Source organism: Bradyrhizobium sp. USDA 223, assembly GCF_044909005.1.
In the GTDB taxonomy this organism is placed as follows: Bacteria; Pseudomonadota; Alphaproteobacteria; order Rhizobiales; family Xanthobacteraceae; genus Bradyrhizobium; species Bradyrhizobium yuanmingense.
Genome location: NZ_JBIYDR010000001.1, coordinates 6,199,513 through 6,219,801, shown reverse-complemented (window position 1 = coordinate 6,219,801; position 20,289 = coordinate 6,199,513). Strand labels below are relative to the sequence as shown.

Here is a 20,289-nt window from a genome sequence, read left to right as displayed (position 1 = left end):
CGCTACAGCATGATCCGGAAAAGTGCGTAGCGGTTTTCCGAAAGGATCATGCTGGAACAATAACCTAAAGCGCGATGACGATTCATCCCAATCGCATCGCGCTTTAGCCGAACCGTCAGCGCGCAGCGGCGACCGCGCGTTGTGCCATCACCTTGATCAGATTGGCGCGATACTCCGCCGTGCCGTGGATGTCGGCCAGCAATCCGTTCGCCGAAATCGTCACGCTGTCGATCGCCGACGGCGACCAGTTCGCCTTCAGCGCCGCCTCGATCGCGCCCACCCGCATCACGCCGGTTTGTGAGGCGCCGGTGGCGGCGACCCGCACCTCGCCCGACTTGGTCTGCGCCACGAACACGCCGGTGAGCGCAAAGCGCGAGGCCGGATGCCGCATCTTCTCGTAGCCTGCCTTCGCCGGCACCGGGAATGACACGGCGGTGATGATCTCGCCGTCTTCCAGCGCCGTCGTGAACAGGCCCTGGAAGAAATCATCCGCCGCAATCGACCGCTTGTTGGTCTTCACGGTGGCGCCGAGCGCGAGCAGCGCCGCCGGGAAATCCGCAGCCGGATCGTTGTTGGCGATCGAGCCGCCGATCGTGCCGCGATAACGCACGGCGGGGTCGCCGAGCACCGAGGTGAGATAGGCGATCGCGGGGATCGCCTGCTTCACATCGGCATTCGTCATGATGTCGTAATAGGTCGTCGCCGCCTTGATGGTCAGCGTGTCGCCCGACAGCTCGACGCCCTGCAGCTCCTTGATCCTGCCGAGGTCGATGACGTCGGAGGGACCTGCGAGGCGCTGCTTCATGACCGGCAGCAGCGTCTGACCGCCGGCGAGGAACTTCGACTCGCTGCCTTTTGCGAACAGGCTGGCGGCCTCGTCGACCGAGGAGGCGCGATGATAGGTGGTCTGGTACATCTTCGGTCCTCCCTTAAGCCGCGTGGATCGTGCGCCACACCCGGTCCGGGGTTGCGGGCATTTCCAGGTTGTTCTTGCCGATCGCATCCGTGATCGCGTTGATCACGGCCGCCGATGCGCCGATCGCGCCGGCCTCACCGCAACCCTTGATGCCCAAGGGATTGCCCGGGCAGAGCGTCGTGGTGTGGGACAGGTTGAACGACGGCACGTCGTCGGCGCGCGGCATGGCGTAATCCATGAACGAGGCCGTGACCGGCTGGCCGTTGGCATCGTAGATCGCATGCTCGAGCAACGCCTGCCCGATGCCCTGCACAAGGCCGCCATGGACCTGGCCCTCGACGATCATCGGGTTGATCAGCCGGCCGAAATCGTCGGCCGCGACGAAGTTGACGAAGGAGGTCTTGCCGGTGCCGGGATCGACCTCGAGCTCGCAGATATAGGCGCCGGCCGGGAAGGTGAAGTTGGTCGGGTCGTAGAAGGCGCTCTCCTTCAAACCCGGCTCCATCCCGTCAGGCAGGTTGTGCGCGGTGTAGGCCGCGAGCGCGACCATCGGTAGGGCGATCGCCTTGTCGGTGCCTGTTACCTTGAACTCGCCGTTCTCGATGACGATGTCGGCCTCCGACGCCTCCAGCGCATGCGCGGCGATCTTCTTGGCCTTGGATTCCATCTTCTCCATCGCCTTCAGGATCGCGGTGAGGCCGACGGCCGCCGAGCGCGAGCCGTAGGTGCCCATGCCGAACTGGACCTTGTCGGTGTCGCCATGGACGATCGAGACTTGGCTGATCGGAACGCCCAGGCGCTCCGCGACGAGCTGGCAGAACGTGGTCTCGTGACCCTGGCCGTGGCTGTGCGAGCCGGTGAGGATCTCGATGGTGCCGACCGGATTGACGCGCACTTCGGCCGATTCCCATAGGCCGACGCCGGCGCCCAGGCTGCCGACCGCCTTCGACGGCGCGATGCCGCAGGCCTCGATGTAGCAGGACACGCCGATGCCGCGCAGCTTGCCGTCGGCTTTCGCCTTGGCCTTGCGGGCAGGGAAGCCGGCATAGTCGATCGCCTTCATCGCCGCATCGAGGGAAGCGTTGAAGTCGCCGGTGTCGTAGGCCATGATGACAGGCGTCTGGTGCGGGAACTGGGTGATGAAGTTGGTCCGGCGCAACTGGGCCGGATCGACGTTCAGCTGCCGCGCCGCCGTCTCCATCAACCGTTCGATCAGATAGCTCGCCTCGGGCCGGCCCGCGCCGCGATAAGCGTCGACCGGCGTGGTGTTGGTGTAGACCCCGATCACCTCGGCATGGATCGCCGGGATGTTGTACTGGCCCGACAGCAGCGTCGCGTAGAGATAGGTCGGCACCGAGGACGAGAACAGCGACATGTAGGCGCCGAAATTGGCGTAGGTCTTCACCTTGAGGCCGATGATCTTGTTGTTGGCGTCGAAGGCCATCTCGGCATGGGTGATGTGATCGCGGCCATGCGCGTCGGTGAGGAAGGCTTCGGTCCGGTCGCCGGTCCACTTGACGGGACGGCCGACTTTCTTCGAGGCCCACAGCGCCACCATCTCCTCGGGATAGATGAAGATCTTGGAGCCGAAGCCGCCGCCGACGTCGGGCGCGATCACGCGCAGCTTGTGCTCGGGGGCGATGTTGTAGAACGCCGAGAGCACGAGACGCGCGACGTGCGGGTTCTGCGACGTCGTATAGAGCGTGAAGTGCTCCTCCGCGGTGTCGTAATCGGCGATCGCCGCGCGCGGCTCCATCGCATTCGGCGCGAGGCGGTTGTTGGTGACGTCGAGCTTCACCACATTGGCGGCTTTCGAGAAGGCGGCATTCACCGCGCCCTCGTCGCCGATCACCCAATCATAGACCTGGTTGCCGGGAGCCTCGGGATGAAGCTGCGGCGCGCCGGGCTTGATGGCGGCGTGCATGTCGGCGACCGCGGGAAGCTCCTCGTAGTCGACCACGACGGCTTCCGCCGCGTCGCGCGCGAGATTCTTGCTGTCGGCGATCACGACTGCGACCGCCTGCCCGACGAAGCGCACCGTCTCCGGCGCCATCGCCGGCCATGCGCCCATCTTCATCGGGCTGCCGTCCTTGGAGGTGATGGCCCAGCCGCAGATCAGGTTGCCGACCTTGTCGTCGACCAGTTGCTGTCCGGTGAGCACGGCGACCACGCCCGGCATCTTCAGCGCCGCGGACGAGTCGATCTTCTTGACCTTGGCGTGCGCGTGCGGGCTGCGGATGAAATAGGCATGGGTCATTCCCGTCAACTTGATGTCGTCGACGTAACGGCCCTTGCCGGTAATGAAACGCTTGTCTTCCTTGCGCACGACGCGTGCGCCGATGCCTTCAACACCCATGTCTGGTCCTCCCGACCGGAAATTTCCTTGATCGCGCCGTCCAACGACGGCTGCGACGGTTGTTCTTGTTTCGAGGCGCGCCGCTTACTCGGCCGCCTGCGAGACCTTCATGCGGCCGGCGGCGTCCAGCACCGCCTTGACGATGTTGTGATAGCCGGTGCAGCGACAGATATTGCCTTCGAGCTCGGTGCGGACGGTCGCCTCGTCGAGCTGTCCACCATGGCGGTGCACGATGTCGATCGCCGACATGATCATGCCCGGCGTGCAATAGCCGCACTGCAGGCCGTGATTGTCGCGGAAGGCGGCCTGCATCGGGTGCAGTTCGTCGCCCTTGGCGATGCCCTCGATCGTGGTGACATTGGCGCCGTCGGCCTGCCCCGCCAGCATGGTGCAGGATTTCACCGCGCGGCCGTCCATGTGCACGACGCAGGCGCCACATTGGCTCGTGTCGCAGCCGACATGGGTCCCGGTCAGGTTGAGGTGATCGCGCAGGAGCTGGACCAGCAGCGTGCGGTCCTCGACATCGACAGCAACGGCCTTGCCGTTGACCGTCAGTTTGACTGTAGACACTTGAAGTCCTCCCAAAGTGATTTTGATTGGTTCTAATTAGAGACAGCGCAAACGAAACTTTGCAACTGGGTTTTTGCTGAACGCGGTCATGGAAGGGTCATCGTGGTGACGGTCGCCGATCTGCGATTCGGCCACGACGTCTCGTGCCGCCGCCATCACGTGCTGCGACATTGTGGGAGACACACGGAAAGTCGCAGCTAGCATCTGCGATGGCGTGCTCGCTGCCGCCGCAATAGGCGCGTGAGCTGGTCGCGCGTGCCGTGGTCATCTCGCCGCTTGCCCTGGACCTAGGCCCGGTCGGGCGTCGTTCCTCCCTTGAATGCCGTGCTCGTTGCGCGAATAGGAGCATGCGCCCCCGCCTTTGTAATCGCGATCTTGGTAGTAGGACGAGACAGCTTAAGCCATTGATTTTGCTTACGGCGATGCAGCGAAGTGCCGCCGTCAAGCCGCGTCGGTCAGGACAGTCCACTCCGCCATTCCGGGGCCCGAGCGGAGCGAGGGAGCCCGGAATCCATCGAGCCGCAGAGTCCGTGGAGAAATGGATTCCGGGCTCGCGCCAACAGGCGCGCCCCGGAATGACATCGTGTGAATGGTCACGGAAAGCAGGACTACTACTTCCTGGCGATAGATCGCAGCCGCCCGTCCCCCTAGTCGAGCCGTACAGGCAACGGCAACAAGGGTGGAAGCGATGCAGATGAACGACAGTCAGCGGATCCCGGCGTCGAAGGACACGGTGTGGGCTGCGCTCAACGATCCCGAAATTCTCAGGCGCTGCATTCCCGGCTGCCAATCGCTCGAGATGGCGTCGCCGACCGAAATGACGGCGACGGTGGTGCTGAAGGTCGGTCCGGTGAAGGCGACGTTCAGCGGCAAGGTCACGCTGACCGATATCGATGCGCCCAACGGCTATCGCATCGTCGGCGAAGGCGCCGGCGGCGTCGCCGGCTTTGCCAAGGGCGGCGCGAAGGTCAGGCTGGAGGAAGAAGCCCCTGATGTCACCATCCTGCACTACGAGGCCGACGCGCAGATCGGCGGCAAGCTCGCGCAGCTCGGCTCGCGATTGATCGACTCGACGTCGCGAAAACTCGCCGCGAGCTTCTTCGAAAGTTTTGCCGGCGTGGTAGCGCCATCATCGTGATCGATGCGCGATGCCGCCTGAATTCGGAGATGCAATTCCAGGTGCCGTAGGGTGCGCAAAGCGAAGCGTGCCCACGACTCTTCATGATCGAGAGAGGTGGTGGGCACGGCGCGCGAGAAGCGCGCCTTTGCCCACCCTACGGCAGTGAACGCTGCGGCTTCCGCTCGCGGCGCGATGCTGCCTAAGTTCGATGACGCATTTCGAACAGCAAAACAAGGACAAGACGCAAGGCGCGACAACGAGATGAGCGGCGAAAGCCGCCGATGATTTGCACTACTACCTTCCGCCTATACTAAGCGCGAAACGGCGATGCTGTAATTTCGAACGATGGCTCGCAGGCGAACTGCGCATCACGAGCGCAGTGCGCTCAGGCGCCCAACGAGGCGTGCACAACAACATCGCGGAGGGAATACATGACCTTTGGAACGAAGGGCTTCTTGGCCGGCATCTCCATGATTGCGATGCTCGCCGCCGTTACACCGGGCGTTCGCGCCAACGATTCGGTGCTCAAGGCGCAATCCGATTCGAATCAATGGGCCGTTGCCGGCCACGATTACGGCAACACGCGCTTCAGCCCGCTCAAGCAGATCAACACCGAGAACGCCGGCAAGCTGACCCTCGCTTACTCCTTCTCGCTGGCGTCGCTGCGTTCGAACGAATCCTCGCCGATCGTCATCGGCAACACGCTCTACGTTTCGAGCTCGTGGGGTCCGAAATACGTCTATGCGCTCGATGCCGCGACGGGGCAGCGCAAATGGACTTGGGAGCCCGATATTCCCGAGGACGTGCTGCAATACGCCTGCTGCGACGTGAACAGCCGCGGCGTCTCCTATGCCGACGGCAAGATCTTCGTCGGCCGCCTCGACGGCAAGCTGACCGCGCTCGATGCCGCGACGGGCAAGTCGCTGTGGACGGCAAAGGTGGTCGACTACAAGCAGGGCTCGGTCATCACCTCGCCGCCGCTCGTCGTGCGCGACAAGGTCATCACCGGTTTCGGCGGCGGCGAATACGGCGTGCGCGGCGCGCTGCTGGCCTTCGACATCAACACCGGCAAGCAGGTGTGGCAGACCTACACCGTTCCGTCCCCCGACGAGCCCGGCGGCGATTCCTGGAAGGGCGACTCCGCCCAGCATGGCGGCGGCGCAGCCTGGCTGGTCGGTTCCTACGATCCGAAGACCGACACGGTCTATTGGGGCACCAGCAATCCGGCCCCGTGGAACACGGCGGTGCGTTCGACCGGCGACGGCAATTTCGGCAAGCTGACCAACCTCTACACCGCCTCGACGCTCGCGCTCGATCCCAACACCGGCAAGATCAAGTGGCACATCCAGACCACGCCGGCCGACGCCTGGGACTATGACGGCGTCAACGAAGCCGTGCTCGCGGATCTCAAGATCGGCGGCAGCACCGTTCCGACGCTGATGAAGGCCGACCGCAACGGCTTCTTCTTCGTCGCCAACCGTGAGACCGGTAAGGTGTTGTCGGCGGAGAAATACGTGTTCTCCAACTGGGCCAAGAAGTGGGACGTCGCCACGATGCGCGCGGTCGAGGATCCCGACAAGCGTCCCGGGCCGGGCCATCCCGCCAAGGACATCTGCCCGAACCTGATCGGCGGCAAGAACTGGCAGCCGATGTCGTTCAACCCGCAGACCGGCCTCGTCTACATCCCCTCCAACAACGTCTGCATGGACTGGTCGGTCAGCGACGTCACTTACAAGCGCGGCGTGTTCTATCTCGGCGCCGAATTCCCGACCAAGGAAGGCCCCGGCGGCTTCCTCGGCGAGCTCGTGGCCTGGGATCCGGTCGCGCAGAAGAAGGTCTGGTCGATCAAGGAAGACCTGCCCTTCAACGGCGGCACGCTGACCACCGGCGGCGGCCTCGTGTTTGCCGGCAACATCCATGGCGACTTCCGCGCCATCGATGCGAAGTCCGGCAAGGTGCTGTGGAGCAAGAATCTCGGCTCCGGCATCGGCGCAGGCCCGGTGACCTATCAGGTCGACGGCAAGCAATATGTCGCCATCGTCGTCGGCCGCACCGCTGCGCTGCCTGCGTTCCTGGGCGAGGTAGGAAAGAAGATGACGGCCGCAGCCCCCGAGGGCGGCTCGCTCTTCGTGTTCTCCGTCCAGTGACAACTCGCGCGCGTATCCTCGAGGTGACGGGATACGCGCGCGCTTTCTCCGGACTTTAGCTGCGGCATCGGCCGATGCCTGGTGCCGCCGCGCCTGGCCCAACAAGCTCCGGCGCAACAACGGCAACGCCAAGAGAAACGTCAAGCGAAACGCCAAGGGAGACGAGGATGCGTCCGAATCATTCCGCCACCGGTGCGAGCCGACATCGCGCCATCGCAGCCCTGCTCGCATGCGCCACTGCTGTGCTGATCGTTCCGGCCTCGCAGCTGCAGGCCGACGAGGCGCAGCCGTTCCGTCTCTGCGCCGATCCGACCAACCTGCCATTCTCGAGCGACAGCTCGTCGAAGCCGGGCTTCTACGTCGAGATCGGACAAGCCCTTGCGCAGGCGCTCGGCCGGCCGATCGCCTATGACTGGTACAAATCCTATTTCGGCAAGCGCACGGTGCGGGTCACGCTGCTCGGCAAGCAATGCGACGCCATGATCGGGCTGCCGCGGTCCGCAGATTTCATGGGCCCGGCCGTGATCTTCTCCGACACCTTCGCCAAGGAGGGCTATGCCCTCGTCGCCGCCAAGGAATCTGCGAGGGGCGCGGCGATCGGCGGCATCGACGGCCTCAAGGGCAAGCGCGTCGCAGTGCAGTTCGCCAGCACGCCGCAAAACCTGCTCGCCAGCCGCGACGATATCCAGAAGGTGACGGTGCTGTCGCCCGAGGAGGGCATGCAGGCGCTCGACCAGGGAAGGGCCGACGTCGCCTTCATCTGGGGACCGGTTGCCGGCTGGCTCAACAAGACCAGCTACGACGGCCGCTACCAGATCGAGCTCACCGAGGGCGAGGGCCTGTCATGGGATGCCGCCATCGGCTTTGCCAAGACCTCGACCGAGCTGCGCGACCGCGTCAATGCCGTGCTGCCGCAGCTTCAGGGCAAGATCGGCGAGCTCGCCGTGAAATACGGTTTGCCCGGCGGTGCGCCGGTTCGCTTCGGCGCGGCGCCGACGCCGGTGACGACGGGCACGGGAAGCGGAGCCGTCGCCCAGGTCGCCAATGTCGTGGCGACCGAGACCAAGGGCGATGCGGTCGCGCCGGGCCTTGAGGCCGTCGGCGCGGGCAAGGAGATCTTCAACGGAACCTGTGCGCATTGCCACGGTCCCGATGCGATCCAGAGCGAGCGGAAGATCGATCTGCGGCTGCTGCGTCACCGCTACGGCGACGAGATGCGCGAGAAGTATTTGACCACCGTGCAGGAGGGACGGCCGAACAAGGGCATGCCGGCCTGGAAGGAGGTCTATACCGAGGACCAGCTCAGCAGCATCTATTCCTTCCTGCTGACGGTCCAGGTCGAATCGAACGACTGAACGGTCTTGACCGAACCCGATCGGCAGGATGTGGTAGCGTTCATCCGGCGCCATCCCGGTGCCGGATTGATGCCGGATGGTTCCGCCTCTTCCGCTACGGCGGCGGATGCCCGTACGGTGCAGCATTCGGCGGTGCAGTCCTGTGAAGGCGCCATGACCAGCTTCCTGATCATCGACGATCATCCGCTGTTTCGCGAGGCCCTCGGTAATGCGGTGCGGCTGGCTCTGCCGGAGGCGCGGATCTTCGAGGCGATGTCGATCGAGGATGCCCTTCACATCCTGACGGCCGAGCAGGGCGAGGGCATCGACCTCGCACTGCTCGACCTCCTGCTGCCCGATGCGACCGGCTTCTCCGGCTTTCTGCGCTTGCGCGAGGCCCATCCACGCCTGCCCGTCGCCATCGTGTCGAGCGAGGAGGACCAGCGCGTCGTTCGCGAGGCGCTGGAGCTTGGGGCCGCGGGTTTTCTGCCGAAGTCGCTGTCGAAGCGCGAGCTGGCGCAGTCGATCGAGGGCGTGCTGAACGGATCGGTGTCGGTGCCGAAGGATTTCGTGGCAACGTCGCAGCGGCGCCGGGCCGAGGCCAGCAAGGCGCTCGAGGTCAAGCTGCGCGAGCTCACGCCGCAGCAGCTTCGCGTGCTCGAACTACTGCGGCGCGGCTATCCGAACCGGCAGATCGGCCAGGAGCTTCAGCTCGCCGAATCCACGGTGAAGGCGCATATCACCGAAATTCTGCGCAAGCTCGGCCTGTTCAGCCGCAACAAGGCGATCATCGAGATCGGCAAGGTGGACCTGCCGGATCCCAAGGCCCGGCCCTATGCGCGGGCCGACCGCGGGCGGCCGCAATGACGCGCAATATCCTGCTTGATTTGGATCAAGCCGGTCTGGTCCGGCTGCGACATTCTCGTTTCGGCGTCGAACCCTTCGATCATCTGGCCAATCAACCGAGAATGGCTCACGCGTGATGCGATTTCTGATCGTCGAAGACCATCCGTTGTTTCGCGAAGCTTTGGAGGGCGCGCTCCAGCTGGCGGCGCCGGCGGCCGAGATCCTTCAGGCGACGTCGATCGACGGTGCGCTGGAGCAGGCCGCGGCTGCTGCCGAGCTCGACCTCATCCTGCTCGATCTGTCGATGCCGGGCACCACGGGCCTTTCCGGCATCATCCGCATCCGCAAGGCCTTTCCCAGGATTCCCGTCGTCATCGTATCCGGGCATCAGGATCCGCAGATCATAGCCGGCGCCTTGTCGCTCGGCGTCTCCGGCTACATCCTGAAATCGTCCTCCAAGCAGGAGTTGGCGCAGTCGATCGGCGAGGTGCTGCGCGGTGCGGTCTGTGTCCCGGCCGCCTATCGCGGGCTCGTCCGCCCGCAACGCGCCGCCGGCCCGGCGCAGGATCTGCTGAAACGCCTGCACGAGCTGACGCCGCAGCAATTGCGCGTGCTCGAAATGCTCAAGCGCGGCCTGCAGAACAAGCAGATCGCCTTCGAGCTGAACATCTCCGAGACCACGGTGAAGGTCCACGTCTCCGACATCCTGCGCAAGCTCAACGTGCTCAGCCGCACCAAGGCCATCGTCGAAATGTCCCGGATCGATTTCGCGACCTTGGCCGGCGAGGGGACTCCGGGGCGGCGCGAGCATGCCCCGCCGGATCAGCAGTGATTTCTATTTGCCGCTTTTTGGCCATGCGGGGCGCGTCACGGCCGGCAGGTAACTCATTGAAACGTCAAAGCCATAGCATGCTGTAAGATGCTATCGGTACTGTGCATGGGGTTGTTTTACGACTTGATGTGCGCCGCGCGCTTCAGCTCAGCAGGAACGACAGCAGCGCCCGCATCTCGGCCGGCTTGATCGGCTTCTTCAGCACTTCGAGGCCCTGGAGGCTCGCCTGCTTCGCCGCCTGTTCGGAATAATCGGCGGTGATGATCATGGCGGGGGTGTCGAGCTTCAAATGCTCCCGCACCTCGGTGATGGCCGACAGGCCGCTTTCGCCGTGATCGAGATGGAGGTCCGCGATCACGACATCGGGCGCGCCGCCGAGCTCGCTGAGGCGCACGAGCGCGTCCGCACCCGATCGCGTGGTCGCGACGTCGCAGCCCCATCCCTCCAGCAGCGCGGCCATCGCCTCCGAGCCGTTCGGATCGTTCTCGATCAGCAGGATCTTGGCGCCTTCGAGCCCGCTGTAATCGTAGTGCCGCGCGGCGGGCGCGACCTCCTGCACCTCGTCGGCGACCTCGGCGAGGTCGGCCGGCTCCAGCTCCAGGGTGAAGGTCGATCCCCTGCCGAGCTGTGACGACAGCCGCACCTCGTGCCCGAGCTCGCTGGCGAAGCGGCGCACGATGGAGAGGCCGAGCCCGAAGCCGGCCTGGTCGGCCGCATTGGCATCGCCGCGCTGGAATTCGCGGAAGATCGCCTCCTGCTGCGCCTGCGCGATCCCGGGGCCGGTATCGGAGACCTGGACGCAGATCTGGCCGCCGCGCGGCCGGCATCCGATCACGACGCCGCCGCTGCGGGTATAGCGAATGGCATTGGCGAGCAGGTTCTGCAGGATCCGTCGCAGCATCATCGCATCCGACATCACTGCGAGCCGAGCGGGGCGGATGCGCAAGGACAGGCCTTGCCGCGCGGCGATCGGCTCGAACTCGTTGCGGAGCTGCTCGAACAGCGGCGCCAGCGCGATCGCGCGCACGTCGGGCTTGAGCGCGCCGGAATCGAGCTTGGCGATCTCCAGCAGCGAGCGCAGCAGGTCCTCCAGCATCACCAGCGAGCGGCTCGCCTGGTCGATCAGCACGCCCGCTTCCTGCGACTCCATCATCTCCGTCAGCGCGGACAGGGTCAGGCGCGCCGCGTTGAGCGGCTGCAACAGATCGTGGGTGACCGAGATCAGCACGGAGGATTTCAGCGAGCTTGCCGCCTCCGCCTGCTGCTTGGCGCGGTAGAGACCCTCATTGGCGCGCTCGACCGAATGCAGCGCCTCGCGCAATTGGTGCGTCCGGTCGCGAACCTTGTGGTCGAGCGCGATGGCGGTTTCGAACAATGAAAAGGCGTTGAGCTGCTGGTCCATCGAGCGCTCGACGCGCGACATCAGCGCGGCATTGATCTTCCTCAGCTTGGCGGCCTCGCGCCTGAGCTGGTCGACCGCATCGGGGCCCTGCCACATGTCCGTCACGACGGGCGCCTTCCGATCGCAACTCCCGTGAAGGTCTGGTTCACATGCATGGAGCCGAACTGCTCGCCGTAAGTGTGAAAGCCGACCACGCGGTTCTGCCGGTACAGTTCTGACATGTCGCGGGCGAGCTGATGCTGCTCGGCATCGAGCCGGCGGAGCAGGCATTCGAAGCCGATATAGAGCGAGACCTCTCCGATCTGGTCGCGGATGTCGGCGAACGTCTCGCGGGCCGCGCCGACCAGGCTTCGCGAGGTCGCAGCGGTCAGCACCATGCCCTCGTCGATGGCGCAGAAGAAATGCAAGGAGCCGTCCGGCTCGACGCGCTGGATCGAGCGTGCGTAATAGGCGCCGCCGACGCGCACCAGGACCGGATGCGAGGCGAACGAGAACGGATCGAGCTTGGCGTCCATGATGCCGACCACGCGCGAATATTCCTGCGCAGCCGGCTCTGCGTTCAGCTCCCGGACCATGCGGTTTTCGATGTCGGCCTCGGTCACCACCATCTTCTGCGCCTGCGGCTCGAAATTGTCGCACTTGAAGACGCGGAACGGCAACGAGGTGTTCAGCAGGATCAAGAGGGCGGCATTGCTGTGTGCCTTGCCGTCGAAGAACACGAACGTCTTCTCGAAGCGCAGCCCGTCGCCCGCCGATCCGCCGACGACCGGAATATCGTCCAGCGATGCATAGATCGCGGACATCACCGCTTCTTCGCGGCGGCAGAGGCCATCGATCAGGACCAGGCCGAAGGGACTGCCGCGCTCGACCTGCGGCGTGGCCCGCAACAGCTCGTGCCGGAGCTCGCCCCCGATCCTGCGGCCGTCCTCGACGCGGAAGCTGTCGAGGTTGAAGATGGGCCGCACCACCGCGGAGAAGTCGGCGCGGCTGAACGCCAGCGCCACGACGCTGTTCTCGTCCCAGCCGTCAGGAGCAAGCTCGCCCGCGGTGGTACAGCCGCAGAGTTGGGTGTCGTCGAATTGGCGGCTGATCTCGGCGATGAAGCGATCGGGGTCGTAGCTGGGGGAGACGAACACCAGGATCAGCGCCAGCCCGTCGGACGGGAGCTGGGCGGCCAGCTCGGCCACGGCGTCATCGACGCTCGCGGCCTTCGACTTGGCCACGGCAACGCCAGACGCACCGCCAAACCGAAAATCGGTTTGCCCCACTCCGTTTCTCCCTGAAGGCTCGGTCTGATGCCAAGTGCCTGATAATTATCGAGAGTAGGGCGTTTTCCGGTGAGCCGCAACACGGCAGCCGCTCCCCGCAAGCCCGGACGGATTTACCACCCCTTGAGGATTCTGCCCTAATTTTCCGCAACGTTCGGAAAGGGCTGCTTCCGGACCGCAGAATCACATGAGCTGGGGGTTGGGAATGTCCGGGCGTACCGCGTCGCCGTCGAAGCGTGCACTATTTCCGACCTTCAAGTTCCGCGCAAAGATCATCCTCGGCTTCGCCGCCGTGCTGGTGATCTCCGCCGGCAGCATGGCGTTTTCCTATTTCGGCTTCGAGCAGGTCGCCGCCGGGGTCGGATCCTACCGCAGCAGCGTGACGGAGGCCGATCTCGCGCGTAACATCGATCGCGAGCTGCTCGCCTATCGTTCGGCCGTCAGATATTTCGTCGTCACCGGCAAGGAAGATGACGCCAAGGCGGCGCTCGATGCCGAGGCCAGCCTGAAGAATGCCATCGACCAGGCCGTCAAGAGCGCCAAGCAGCCGCCGCGGCAGGAAAGCCTCGGCAAGCTCGCCAAGGAGTTTTCCAACTTCTCCGCCACGTTCGGCAAGGTGCTCCAGGCCAAGCGCGACAGCGCGCTGCTGGTGCAGAACCAGCTCCAGCGCCAAGCCAATCTTCTGAAGTACAAGCTCGACGACATCGGCAACAACGCCTCCGACGCCGAAGCGCAGGCGATCGAGTTCGGCACCAAGCAGGTCAACGCCCAATTCCAGACCGCAAGCGCTGCAGCCACCCAGTTCGTGCTGACGTCCGATCAGGCGATCGCGAACAGCGCCCTGGCGCGGCTGAAATTCGTCGAGAACTCGCTGGGCGCGGTCTATTCCATGGACGACAAGATTGTCGCCGGCCTGAAGGAGGCCAAGTCCATCCTCGGCGCCTATCGCGAGGCGCTGGAGAAGTTGATCGCCAACGCCAAGCTGGTCGATGACCTCGTCACGGAGATGGGCGGCTCGGCCGGCGCAATCCAGCAAGGCGCCACCGCCATGAAGGCGGACCTCGTCGCCGAGCAGCAGCGGCTGGATTCGGAGTCGGCGGCGACCATCGGGCAGACCGAGCAGCTGGTGCTGATGCTGGCCGTCGGCGGCACGCTGCTAGGCGCGGTCCTCGCCTTCCTGCTCGGCACCGGCATCTCGCGGCCGATGATCGCGATGTGCAAGGCGATGCGGGAGCTGGCCTCGGGCAATTTCGACGTCGTGCTGCCGGGTCTTGGCCGCAAGGACGAGATCGGCGAGATGGCCAGCGCGGTCGAGGAGTTCAAGATCCAGGCCGTTGCAAAGGCCGAGCGCGATGCCGCCGCCAGCGAAGTGCAGAACCGCGAGCAGGCCGCAAGCCGCCGCGCCGAGCTGATCCGCTTTGCTGACGATTTCGAGAACGCGGTGGGTGCCATCGTCTCCAACGTCTCGGCCTCGGCCGTGCAGCTGGAATCGGCCGCCTCGACGCTGACCCGCACCGCCGAGACCACGCAGAGCCTGTCGAGCCAGGTCGCCGGCGTCTCCGAGCAGGCCTCCTCCAACATGCAGTCGGTCGCGACCGCGACCGAAGAGCTGTCGGCCTCGGTCGAGGAGATCGGCCGCCAGGTGCGCGATTCCAGCCGCATCGCAGAGGCTGCCGTGATGCAGGCCAAGGAGACCGACGGCCGCATCGGCAAGCTCTCGCATGCCGCCCAGCAGATCGGCGAGGTGGTCAAGCTGATCACCGCCATCGCCGAGCAGACCAATCTGCTCGCGCTGAACGCCACCATCGAGGCCGCCCGCGCGGGTGAAGCCGGCCGCGGCTTCGCGGTGGTTGCGAGCGAGGTGAAGTCGCTGGCGAGCCAGACCGCGAAGGCGACCGACGAGATCTCCTCGCACATCACAGGCATGCAGGGCGCCACCGCCGAATCGGTTGCCGCGATCAAGGAGATCGGCGCGACGATCGGCCAGATCTCGTCGATCTCGACCTCGATCGCGAGCGCGGTGGAGCAGCAGGGCGCCGCCACCCAGGAGATCGCCCGCAGCGTCCAGACCGTCGCCCAGGGCACCCAGACCGCGGCCACCGATATCGGCGAGGTCAACCGCGGCGCCGCCGAGACCGGCTCGGCCTCCGAAGAGGTGCTGAACTCGGCCAAGACGCTGTCGAGCGAAAGCACCCGCCTTCGCGCCGAGCTCGACCGCTTCATGGCGAATATCCGCGCGGCGTAGTAGAGCGCACCTTAACAAATCCCTACGTCACCTAACCGCCAGTTGCGGCGCCACAAGTTTACCGCAGCTTATCCTTTGCCGGTTACCGTGCACACGAGTCGGGAAGCGGGCTGCTTCCCGGCTGCGCCTGGTTTTCCGCGAATGGAATGGGGTGGGGGAATGTCGGTCACGTCCAAATCGAGCCAATCGAAGTCGCGCCAATCGAAGCTGCCAACGCTGCGTTTTCGCGCAAAAATCATCCTCGGCTTCGTGGCGGTGCTCGCCATCCTCGCCGTCAGCATGGCGTTCGCCTATTTCGGCTTCGAGCGGATCGCAGGCGCTGTGGCCTCCTACCGCACCAGCGTAGCGGAAGCCGATATGGCGCGGACGGTCGATCGCGAGCTGATCGCCTATCAGGGGCTGGCACGGGCCTATACCCTGACCGGCGCGGCCGATGACGAGACCGCAGCCAAGGCCGCTGAAGGAAATCTGAAGAGCGCGATCGCCAAGTCGATGGCCGCCACCACGGGCGCGGCTCGCCGCGAGCAGGTCGGCAAGCTCGAGGCCGAGTTCCAGAGCTTTACGAAAGTCTTCAGCGAGATCATCACGCTGACGCGCGAGAACAACAAGATCGCGGCCGACGAGCTCAACAGTGTCGGCAACAAGATCCGCTTCAAATTCGACGATCTCGCCGACACCGCGGCCCTGGCGGGCCTCAACTCGGTGCAGACGACGGCCAAGGACATCACCTCGCAATATCTGGCGGTCTCGACCTCGGTCAGCGCCTTCGTCGCCAAGCCGGAGCCGAAGACCGCCGACGGCGTGATCGCCCGCATCAAGTTCCTCGAGACGCTGCTGGTCTCCGTCTACGCGAACGACCAGAAGATCACCGATCGCGTCAAGGAGATCAGCGATCTCTTGAAGCAGTACCGCACCTCGTTCGCAAAGCTGACCGAGAACGTGAAGGTCATCGTCAAGCTGAACGGCGAGATGACCAAGACGGCGGCGACCATCCTCAAGCTCTCGGCTGAGCTGCGTTCGGATCTCACCGCGGACCAGCAACGCATCGAGGCGAGCGCCAATGCGACGATCGTAGAGACCCAGCAGCTGATGCTGATGATGGCGCTCGGCGGGCTGGCCATCGGCATCGTGCTGGCCTTGTGGCTCGGCAACGGCATCTCGCGGCCGATGATCGCGATGTGCAAGGCGATGCGGGAGCTGGCCTCGGGCAATTTCGACGTCGTGCTGCCGGGTCTTGGCCGCAAGGACGAGATCGGCGAGATGGCCAGCGCGGTCGAGGAGTTCAAGATCCAGGCCGTTGCAAAGGCCGAGCGCGATGCCGCCGCCAGCGAAGTGCAGAACCGCGAGCAGGCCGCAAGCCGCCGCGCCGAGCTGATCCGCTTTGCTGACGATTTCGAGAACGCGGTGGGTGCCATCGTCTCCAACGTCTCGGCCTCGGCCGTGCAGCTGGAATCGGCCGCCTCGACGCTGACCCGCACCGCCGAGACCACGCAGAGCCTGTCGAGCCAGGTCGCCGGCGTCTCCGAGCAGGCCTCCTCCAACATGCAATCGGTCGCGACCGCGACCGAAGAGCTGTCGGCCTCGGTCGAGGAGATCGGCCGCCAGGTGCGCGATTCCAGCCGCATCGCAGAGGCTGCCGTGATGCAGGCCAAGGAGACCGACGGCCGCATCGGCAAGCTCTCGCATGCCGCCCAGCAGATCGGCGAGGTGGTCAAGCTGATCACCGCCATCGCCGAGCAGACCAATCTGCTCGCGCTGAACGCCACCATCGAGGCCGCCCGCGCGGGTGAAGCCGGCCGCGGCTTCGCGGTGGTTGCGAGCGAGGTGAAGTCGCTGGCGAGCCAGACCGCGAAGGCGACCGACGAGATCTCCTCGCACATCACAGGCATGCAGGGCGCCACCGCCGAATCGGTTGCCGCGATCAAGGAGATCGGCGCGACGATCGGCCAGATCTCGTCGATCTCGACCTCGATCGCGAGCGCGGTGGAGCAGCAGGGCGCCGCCACCCAGGAGATCGCCCGCAGCGTCCAGACCGTCGCCCAGGGCACCCAGACCGCGGCCACCGATATCGGCGAGGTCAACCGCGGCGCCGCCGAGACCGGCTCGGCCTCCGAAGAGGTGCTGAACTCGGCCAAGACGCTGTCGAGCGAAAGCACCCGCCTTCGCGCCGAGCTCGACCGCTTCATGGCGAATATCCGCGCGGCGTAGGTTCGCTGCTCCTGTAGCTCGCGGCCCCGAAGGGCCGCGCTATCGCCTTACACTCCGCTGTCCGGAACGACAGCGGAGTGAGTTCATTCCCTTCCGAACGCCCGCTTCAGCTCGACCTTCGCGCGCTCCAGTCGCGTGCGCTGCGTCTTGGGCAGCGTCTTGCCGGCGCGGTTGATGTAGAAGGTCAGCATCGACAGCGCCGAGCGATAGGCGCCAGTCTTGCGTCGCGAGCTGTGCTCGGCCGAGCGCTTCAGCGAGGCCGCAATCCTCTTCGCGCTGGTCAGCTTGAACACCCCTTGCTTGAGGTCGAGCGCATCGCTCTCCTCCGTCACGCGCTGCGACCAGCGCCTTGTGGCGCGTTTGGTGCTCTTGTGCGCGGTCCCGCTCCGCCGGGTGTTTGCCTTGCGTGCCGTCTTGCGCGGGCTGCTGTTTCGAGAATGTGTCGTCTTTCTGACCTGAGCCATGCGCCAACTCCTTGCGGGTCCAGCGGAAACGAGCGGTGCTCGCTGGCGTTCCACCGGGAACCCGGCCCCCTCGCAAACGTTGTCGCAGGTGGCAGGCAGAATGCCGCACCCCGATGATCGGATCGACCCCGTCCACGTCATGTGAGCCGGGGCCGCTTCCATTGATCAGACGCAACAATCCGATGGAACTGCAGCAGAGCCCAGCGCTGAACTATGCACCCGTAGTCCCGGCGGCGGCCGTGACCGACCGCATCGTCGAGACCAGCATTCCCTCGCGGCTCGATGCGCTGCCGTGGAGCGGTTTTCACACCCGCGTCGTGCTCGCGCTGGGCATCACCTGGATTCTCGACGGCCTCGAGGTGACGCTTGCGGGTGCGCTCTCCGGTGCGCTGAAGCAAAGCCCATCGATGCAGTTCTCCAATCTCGATCTCGGCATCGCCAACTCCGCCTACCTCGCGGGCGCCGTGCTCGGTGCGCTCGGCTTCGGCTGGCTGACCGACCGTATCGGCCGCAAGAAGCTGTTCTTCATCACGCTGGCGCTCTACCTCTCGGCAACGGCCGCAACCGCGCTGTCGTGGGATGTCGCGAGCTACGCGCTGTTCCGCTTTCTCACCGGCGCCGGCATCGGCGGCGAGTACACAGCGATCAACTCGACGATCCAGGAGCTGGTGCCCGCACGCTATCGCGGTTGGACCGATCTCGTGATCAACGGCAGCTTCTGGATCGGGGCTGCGATGGGCGCGGTCGCCGCCATCGTGCTGCTCGATCCCGCAGTATTCGCTCCCGATCACGGCTGGCGCCTGGCCTATTTGATCGGCGCCGCCCTCGGCCTCGGCGTGCTCTTGATGCGGATGTGGATCCCGGAAAGTCCGCGCTGGCTGATGATTCATGGCCGTCCCGACGAGGCCCATGCCATCGTCGACGGGATCGAGCGGTCGGTGATCGGGCACGACCAGGATACGAGCGACGGACGCTTCACCAGGATCCGCCTGAAGATGCGCGATCACACGCCGATCGCCGAGGTGGTCCACACCTTGTTTTCGGTCTATCGCCAGCGCGCATTGGTCGGCCTCGTGCTGATGAGCGCACAGGCGTTCTTCTACAACGCCATCTTCTTCACCTTCGCGCTGGTGCTGACCGATTTCTACGGCATCAAGGCCGACCACGTCGGCTGGTACTTGCTGCCGTTCGCGGCCGGCAATTTCCTCGGGCCGCTGCTGCTCGGCCGCCTGTTCGATACGCTGGGACGCCGCACCATGATCACGTTCACCTACGCCGCGTCGGGCCTGTTGCTGGCGCTTTCTGGCTATCTGTTCTCGATCGGCGTGCTGAGCGCGCAGGGGCAGACCATCGCCTGGATGGTGATCTTCTTCTTCGCATCGCCCGCCGCGAGCGCGGCCTATCTCACCGTCAGCGAGACCTTTCCCCTCGAGGTTCGCGCGCTGGCGATCGCGGTGTTCTATGCGGTCGGCACCGGCATCGGCGGCGTGATAGGGCCGGCGCTGTTCGGCGCGCTGATCGACACGGGATCGCGCACCAGCGTGTTCGCCGGCTATCTGCTGGGGGCCGTCCTGATGATCGCGGCTGCGATCGTGGCGTGGCGCTATGCCGTCGCCGCCGAGCGCAAATCGCTCGAACACATCGCGCGGCCGCTCGCCTTTATGGAGTAGACTGATGAAATCGGAACTTGCGGAAATGGCGTTGGACCAGAAGCTCACCATACCAGATGACGACGAGACGCCGGAAACGGTGCCGGTGCCGCATGCGTTGGTGCCGCATCTCGATGAAATCGCCATTCTGCTCGACATCGATGGCACGCTGCTTGAGCTGATGCCGACGCCGCGGGAGGTGTGGGTGCCGCCGGGCCTGTCGGAAACGCTGAAAGCTTTGACCGAGCGCACCTCTGGGGCGCTGGCGCTTGTCAGCGGCCGCTCGCTCAACGACATCGACCTGATCTTCGCGCCCGACGTGTTCCGCGCCGTCGCCGGCCATGGCGCGGAGATGCGGCTGGCGGTGGACAGTGAAGCGGATGCCCTGCACGCGCCGCCGCTCGACAAGGAGCTGAAGCGGCGCCTCGCCGCCATCGCCAAGCTCAGCCCCGGAATCCTGCTCGAGGACAAGGGCTATTCGCTCGCGCTGCATTACCGCCTGGCGCCGCATGCGGAGAAGGCGATCTACGAATCCGTCTCGCTGATCCGCGCCGATCTGCCCAATGCGCCGATCGAGGTGCTGCCGGGCAAGTTCGTCTGCGAGATCAAGCATTCCGGATTCACCAAGGCGAGCGGCGTGCGCGAGTTGATGAAGCGCGCGCCGTTCAAAGGACGTCGTCCGCTGTTCATCGGTGACGACGTCACCGATGAGACCGTGTTCGCCATCATGCCCGACATGGACGGGCTGGCGTTCTCGGTCGGCCGCCGCGCCATGGGCGTGAATGGCCATTTCGATTCGCCGGCGGATGTGCGTGCGTTCCTTGCGCACCTGCTCGATCCCAGGTGAAACCAAGGCAGCGTCATCTCGCAGACACAAAGGCTCCCATCGCAGCGCCATTGCGCGCTGCGATGCATGCTGCGCAACCGGACCG

15 protein-coding genes are annotated in these 20,289 nt (G+C 65.2%); 9 read left to right on the top strand and 6 right to left on the bottom strand.

The features are described from left to right. Window positions 1-115: 115 nt before the first annotated feature. The 3 genes from ABIA40_RS28985 to ABIA40_RS28975 form a co-directional block, all read right to left on the bottom strand. On the bottom strand, window positions 116-916 hold the full coding sequence (locus tag ABIA40_RS28985; RefSeq protein WP_404544627.1) for an FAD binding domain-containing protein: 801 nt from the start codon (window positions 914-916) through the stop codon (window positions 116-118). Between the two features lie 13 nt (window positions 917-929). After that, complete coding sequence (locus ABIA40_RS28980; protein ID WP_157287013.1) at window positions 930-3,272, bottom strand: xanthine dehydrogenase family protein molybdopterin-binding subunit; 2,343 nt, start codon at window positions 3,270-3,272, stop codon at window positions 930-932. An 84-nt stretch (window positions 3,273-3,356) separates the two neighbouring features. Continuing rightward, window positions 3,357-3,842 (bottom strand): (2Fe-2S)-binding protein, encoded by a 486-nt coding sequence (locus ABIA40_RS28975; protein WP_225143293.1) that lies wholly within the window; start codon window positions 3,840-3,842, stop codon window positions 3,357-3,359. Between the two features lie 694 nt (window positions 3,843-4,536). On the opposite strand from ABIA40_RS28975, the gene ABIA40_RS28970 reads away from it, so the two are divergent. The 5 genes from ABIA40_RS28970 (at window position 4,537) to ABIA40_RS28950 (ending at window position 10,121) form a co-directional block, all read left to right on the top strand. Then, the gene (locus ABIA40_RS28970; protein WP_404544624.1) at window positions 4,537-4,980 is read left to right on the top strand and encodes a carbon monoxide dehydrogenase subunit G; all 444 of its coding nucleotides are present in this window, start codon (window positions 4,537-4,539) and stop codon (window positions 4,978-4,980) included. A 413-nt stretch (window positions 4,981-5,393) separates the two neighbouring features. After that, the gene (locus ABIA40_RS28965; protein ID WP_063822491.1) at window positions 5,394-7,109 is read left to right on the top strand and encodes a PQQ-dependent methanol/ethanol family dehydrogenase; all 1,716 of its coding nucleotides are present in this window, start codon (window positions 5,394-5,396) and stop codon (window positions 7,107-7,109) included. Window positions 7,110-7,276: 167 nt separating this feature from the next. Beyond that, complete coding sequence (locus ABIA40_RS28960) at window positions 7,277-8,464, top strand: c-type cytochrome (protein ID WP_404544622.1); 1,188 nt, start codon at window positions 7,277-7,279, stop codon at window positions 8,462-8,464. Between the two features lie 153 nt (window positions 8,465-8,617). After that, window positions 8,618-9,310, top strand: coding sequence for a response regulator (locus ABIA40_RS28955; RefSeq protein WP_404544621.1), 693 nt, complete (start codon window positions 8,618-8,620; stop codon window positions 9,308-9,310). 115 nt (window positions 9,311-9,425) lie between these two features. After that, window positions 9,426-10,121, top strand: a complete 696-nt coding sequence (locus ABIA40_RS28950; protein WP_404546383.1) for a response regulator — start codon at window positions 9,426-9,428, stop codon at window positions 10,119-10,121. A gap of 142 nt (window positions 10,122-10,263) precedes the next feature. On the opposite strand, the gene ABIA40_RS28945 is transcribed toward ABIA40_RS28950, so the two are convergent. Together ABIA40_RS28945 and ABIA40_RS28940 are read right to left on the bottom strand one after the other, a co-directional pair. After that, window positions 10,264-11,619: an ATP-binding protein gene (locus ABIA40_RS28945; RefSeq protein WP_404546381.1), complete on the bottom strand. Its 1,356-nt coding sequence runs from the start codon at window positions 11,617-11,619 to the stop codon at window positions 10,264-10,266. 5 nt (window positions 11,620-11,624) lie between these two features. Further along, window positions 11,625-12,791 carry an FIST N-terminal domain-containing protein gene (locus ABIA40_RS28940; RefSeq protein WP_404544618.1) on the bottom strand — a complete coding sequence of 389 codons (1,167 nt, stop codon included), beginning with the start codon at window positions 12,789-12,791 and terminating at the stop codon, window positions 11,625-11,627. 205 nt (window positions 12,792-12,996) lie between these two features. On the opposite strand from ABIA40_RS28940, the gene ABIA40_RS28935 reads away from it, so the two are divergent. Further along, complete coding sequence (locus ABIA40_RS28935) at window positions 12,997-15,036, top strand: methyl-accepting chemotaxis protein (protein WP_404544615.1); 2,040 nt, start codon at window positions 12,997-12,999, stop codon at window positions 15,034-15,036. A 159-nt stretch (window positions 15,037-15,195) separates the two neighbouring features. Next, entirely contained in the window at window positions 15,196-17,244 is a 2,049-nt protein-coding gene (locus tag ABIA40_RS28930; RefSeq protein ID WP_404544613.1) for a methyl-accepting chemotaxis protein, read from the top strand. A gap of 83 nt (window positions 17,245-17,327) precedes the next feature. Here ABIA40_RS28930 and ABIA40_RS28925 read toward each other — a convergent pair whose 3' ends face one another. Then, a complete protein-coding gene (locus tag ABIA40_RS28925) occupies window positions 17,328-17,708 on the bottom strand; it encodes a DUF3175 domain-containing protein (RefSeq protein ID WP_128265462.1) in 381 nt (126 codons plus the stop codon). A gap of 182 nt (window positions 17,709-17,890) precedes the next feature. Here ABIA40_RS28925 and ABIA40_RS28920 point away from each other — a divergent pair, with 182 nt between their 5' ends. Then, entirely contained in the window at window positions 17,891-19,378 is a 1,488-nt protein-coding gene (locus ABIA40_RS28920; protein ID WP_404544611.1) for an MFS transporter, read from the top strand. 4 nt (window positions 19,379-19,382) lie between these two features. Continuing rightward, window positions 19,383-20,204, top strand: a complete 822-nt coding sequence (otsB, locus tag ABIA40_RS28915) for a trehalose-phosphatase (RefSeq protein WP_404544609.1) — start codon at window positions 19,383-19,385, stop codon at window positions 20,202-20,204. Window positions 20,205-20,289 lie beyond the last annotated feature (85 nt).

Coding starts and splice junctions, on each gene's coding strand:
- ABIA40_RS28985 (WP_404544627.1), bottom strand. CDS start 916: ATGTACCAGACCACCTATCATCGCGCCTCCTCGGTCGACGAGGCCGCC.
- ABIA40_RS28980 (WP_157287013.1), bottom strand. CDS start 3,272: ATGGGTGTTGAAGGCATCGGCGCACGCGTCGTGCGCAAGGAAGACAAG.
- ABIA40_RS28970 (WP_404544624.1), top strand. CDS start 4,537: ATGAACGACAGTCAGCGGATCCCGGCGTCGAAGGACACGGTGTGGGCT.
- ABIA40_RS28965 (WP_063822491.1), top strand. CDS start 5,394: ATGACCTTTGGAACGAAGGGCTTCTTGGCCGGCATCTCCATGATTGCG.
- ABIA40_RS28960 (WP_404544622.1), top strand. CDS start 7,277: ATGCGTCCGAATCATTCCGCCACCGGTGCGAGCCGACATCGCGCCATC.
- ABIA40_RS28955 (WP_404544621.1), top strand. CDS start 8,618: ATGACCAGCTTCCTGATCATCGACGATCATCCGCTGTTTCGCGAGGCC.
- ABIA40_RS28950 (WP_404546383.1), top strand. CDS start 9,426: ATGCGATTTCTGATCGTCGAAGACCATCCGTTGTTTCGCGAAGCTTTG.
- ABIA40_RS28945 (WP_404546381.1), bottom strand. CDS start 11,619: ATGTGGCAGGGCCCCGATGCGGTCGACCAGCTCAGGCGCGAGGCCGCC.
- ABIA40_RS28935 (WP_404544615.1), top strand. CDS start 12,997: ATGTCCGGGCGTACCGCGTCGCCGTCGAAGCGTGCACTATTTCCGACC.
- ABIA40_RS28930 (WP_404544613.1), top strand. CDS start 15,196: ATGTCGGTCACGTCCAAATCGAGCCAATCGAAGTCGCGCCAATCGAAG.
- ABIA40_RS28925 (WP_128265462.1), bottom strand. CDS start 17,708: ATGGCTCAGGTCAGAAAGACGACACATTCTCGAAACAGCAGCCCGCGC.
- ABIA40_RS28920 (WP_404544611.1), top strand. CDS start 17,891: ATGGAACTGCAGCAGAGCCCAGCGCTGAACTATGCACCCGTAGTCCCG.
- otsB (WP_404544609.1), top strand. CDS start 19,383: ATGAAATCGGAACTTGCGGAAATGGCGTTGGACCAGAAGCTCACCATA.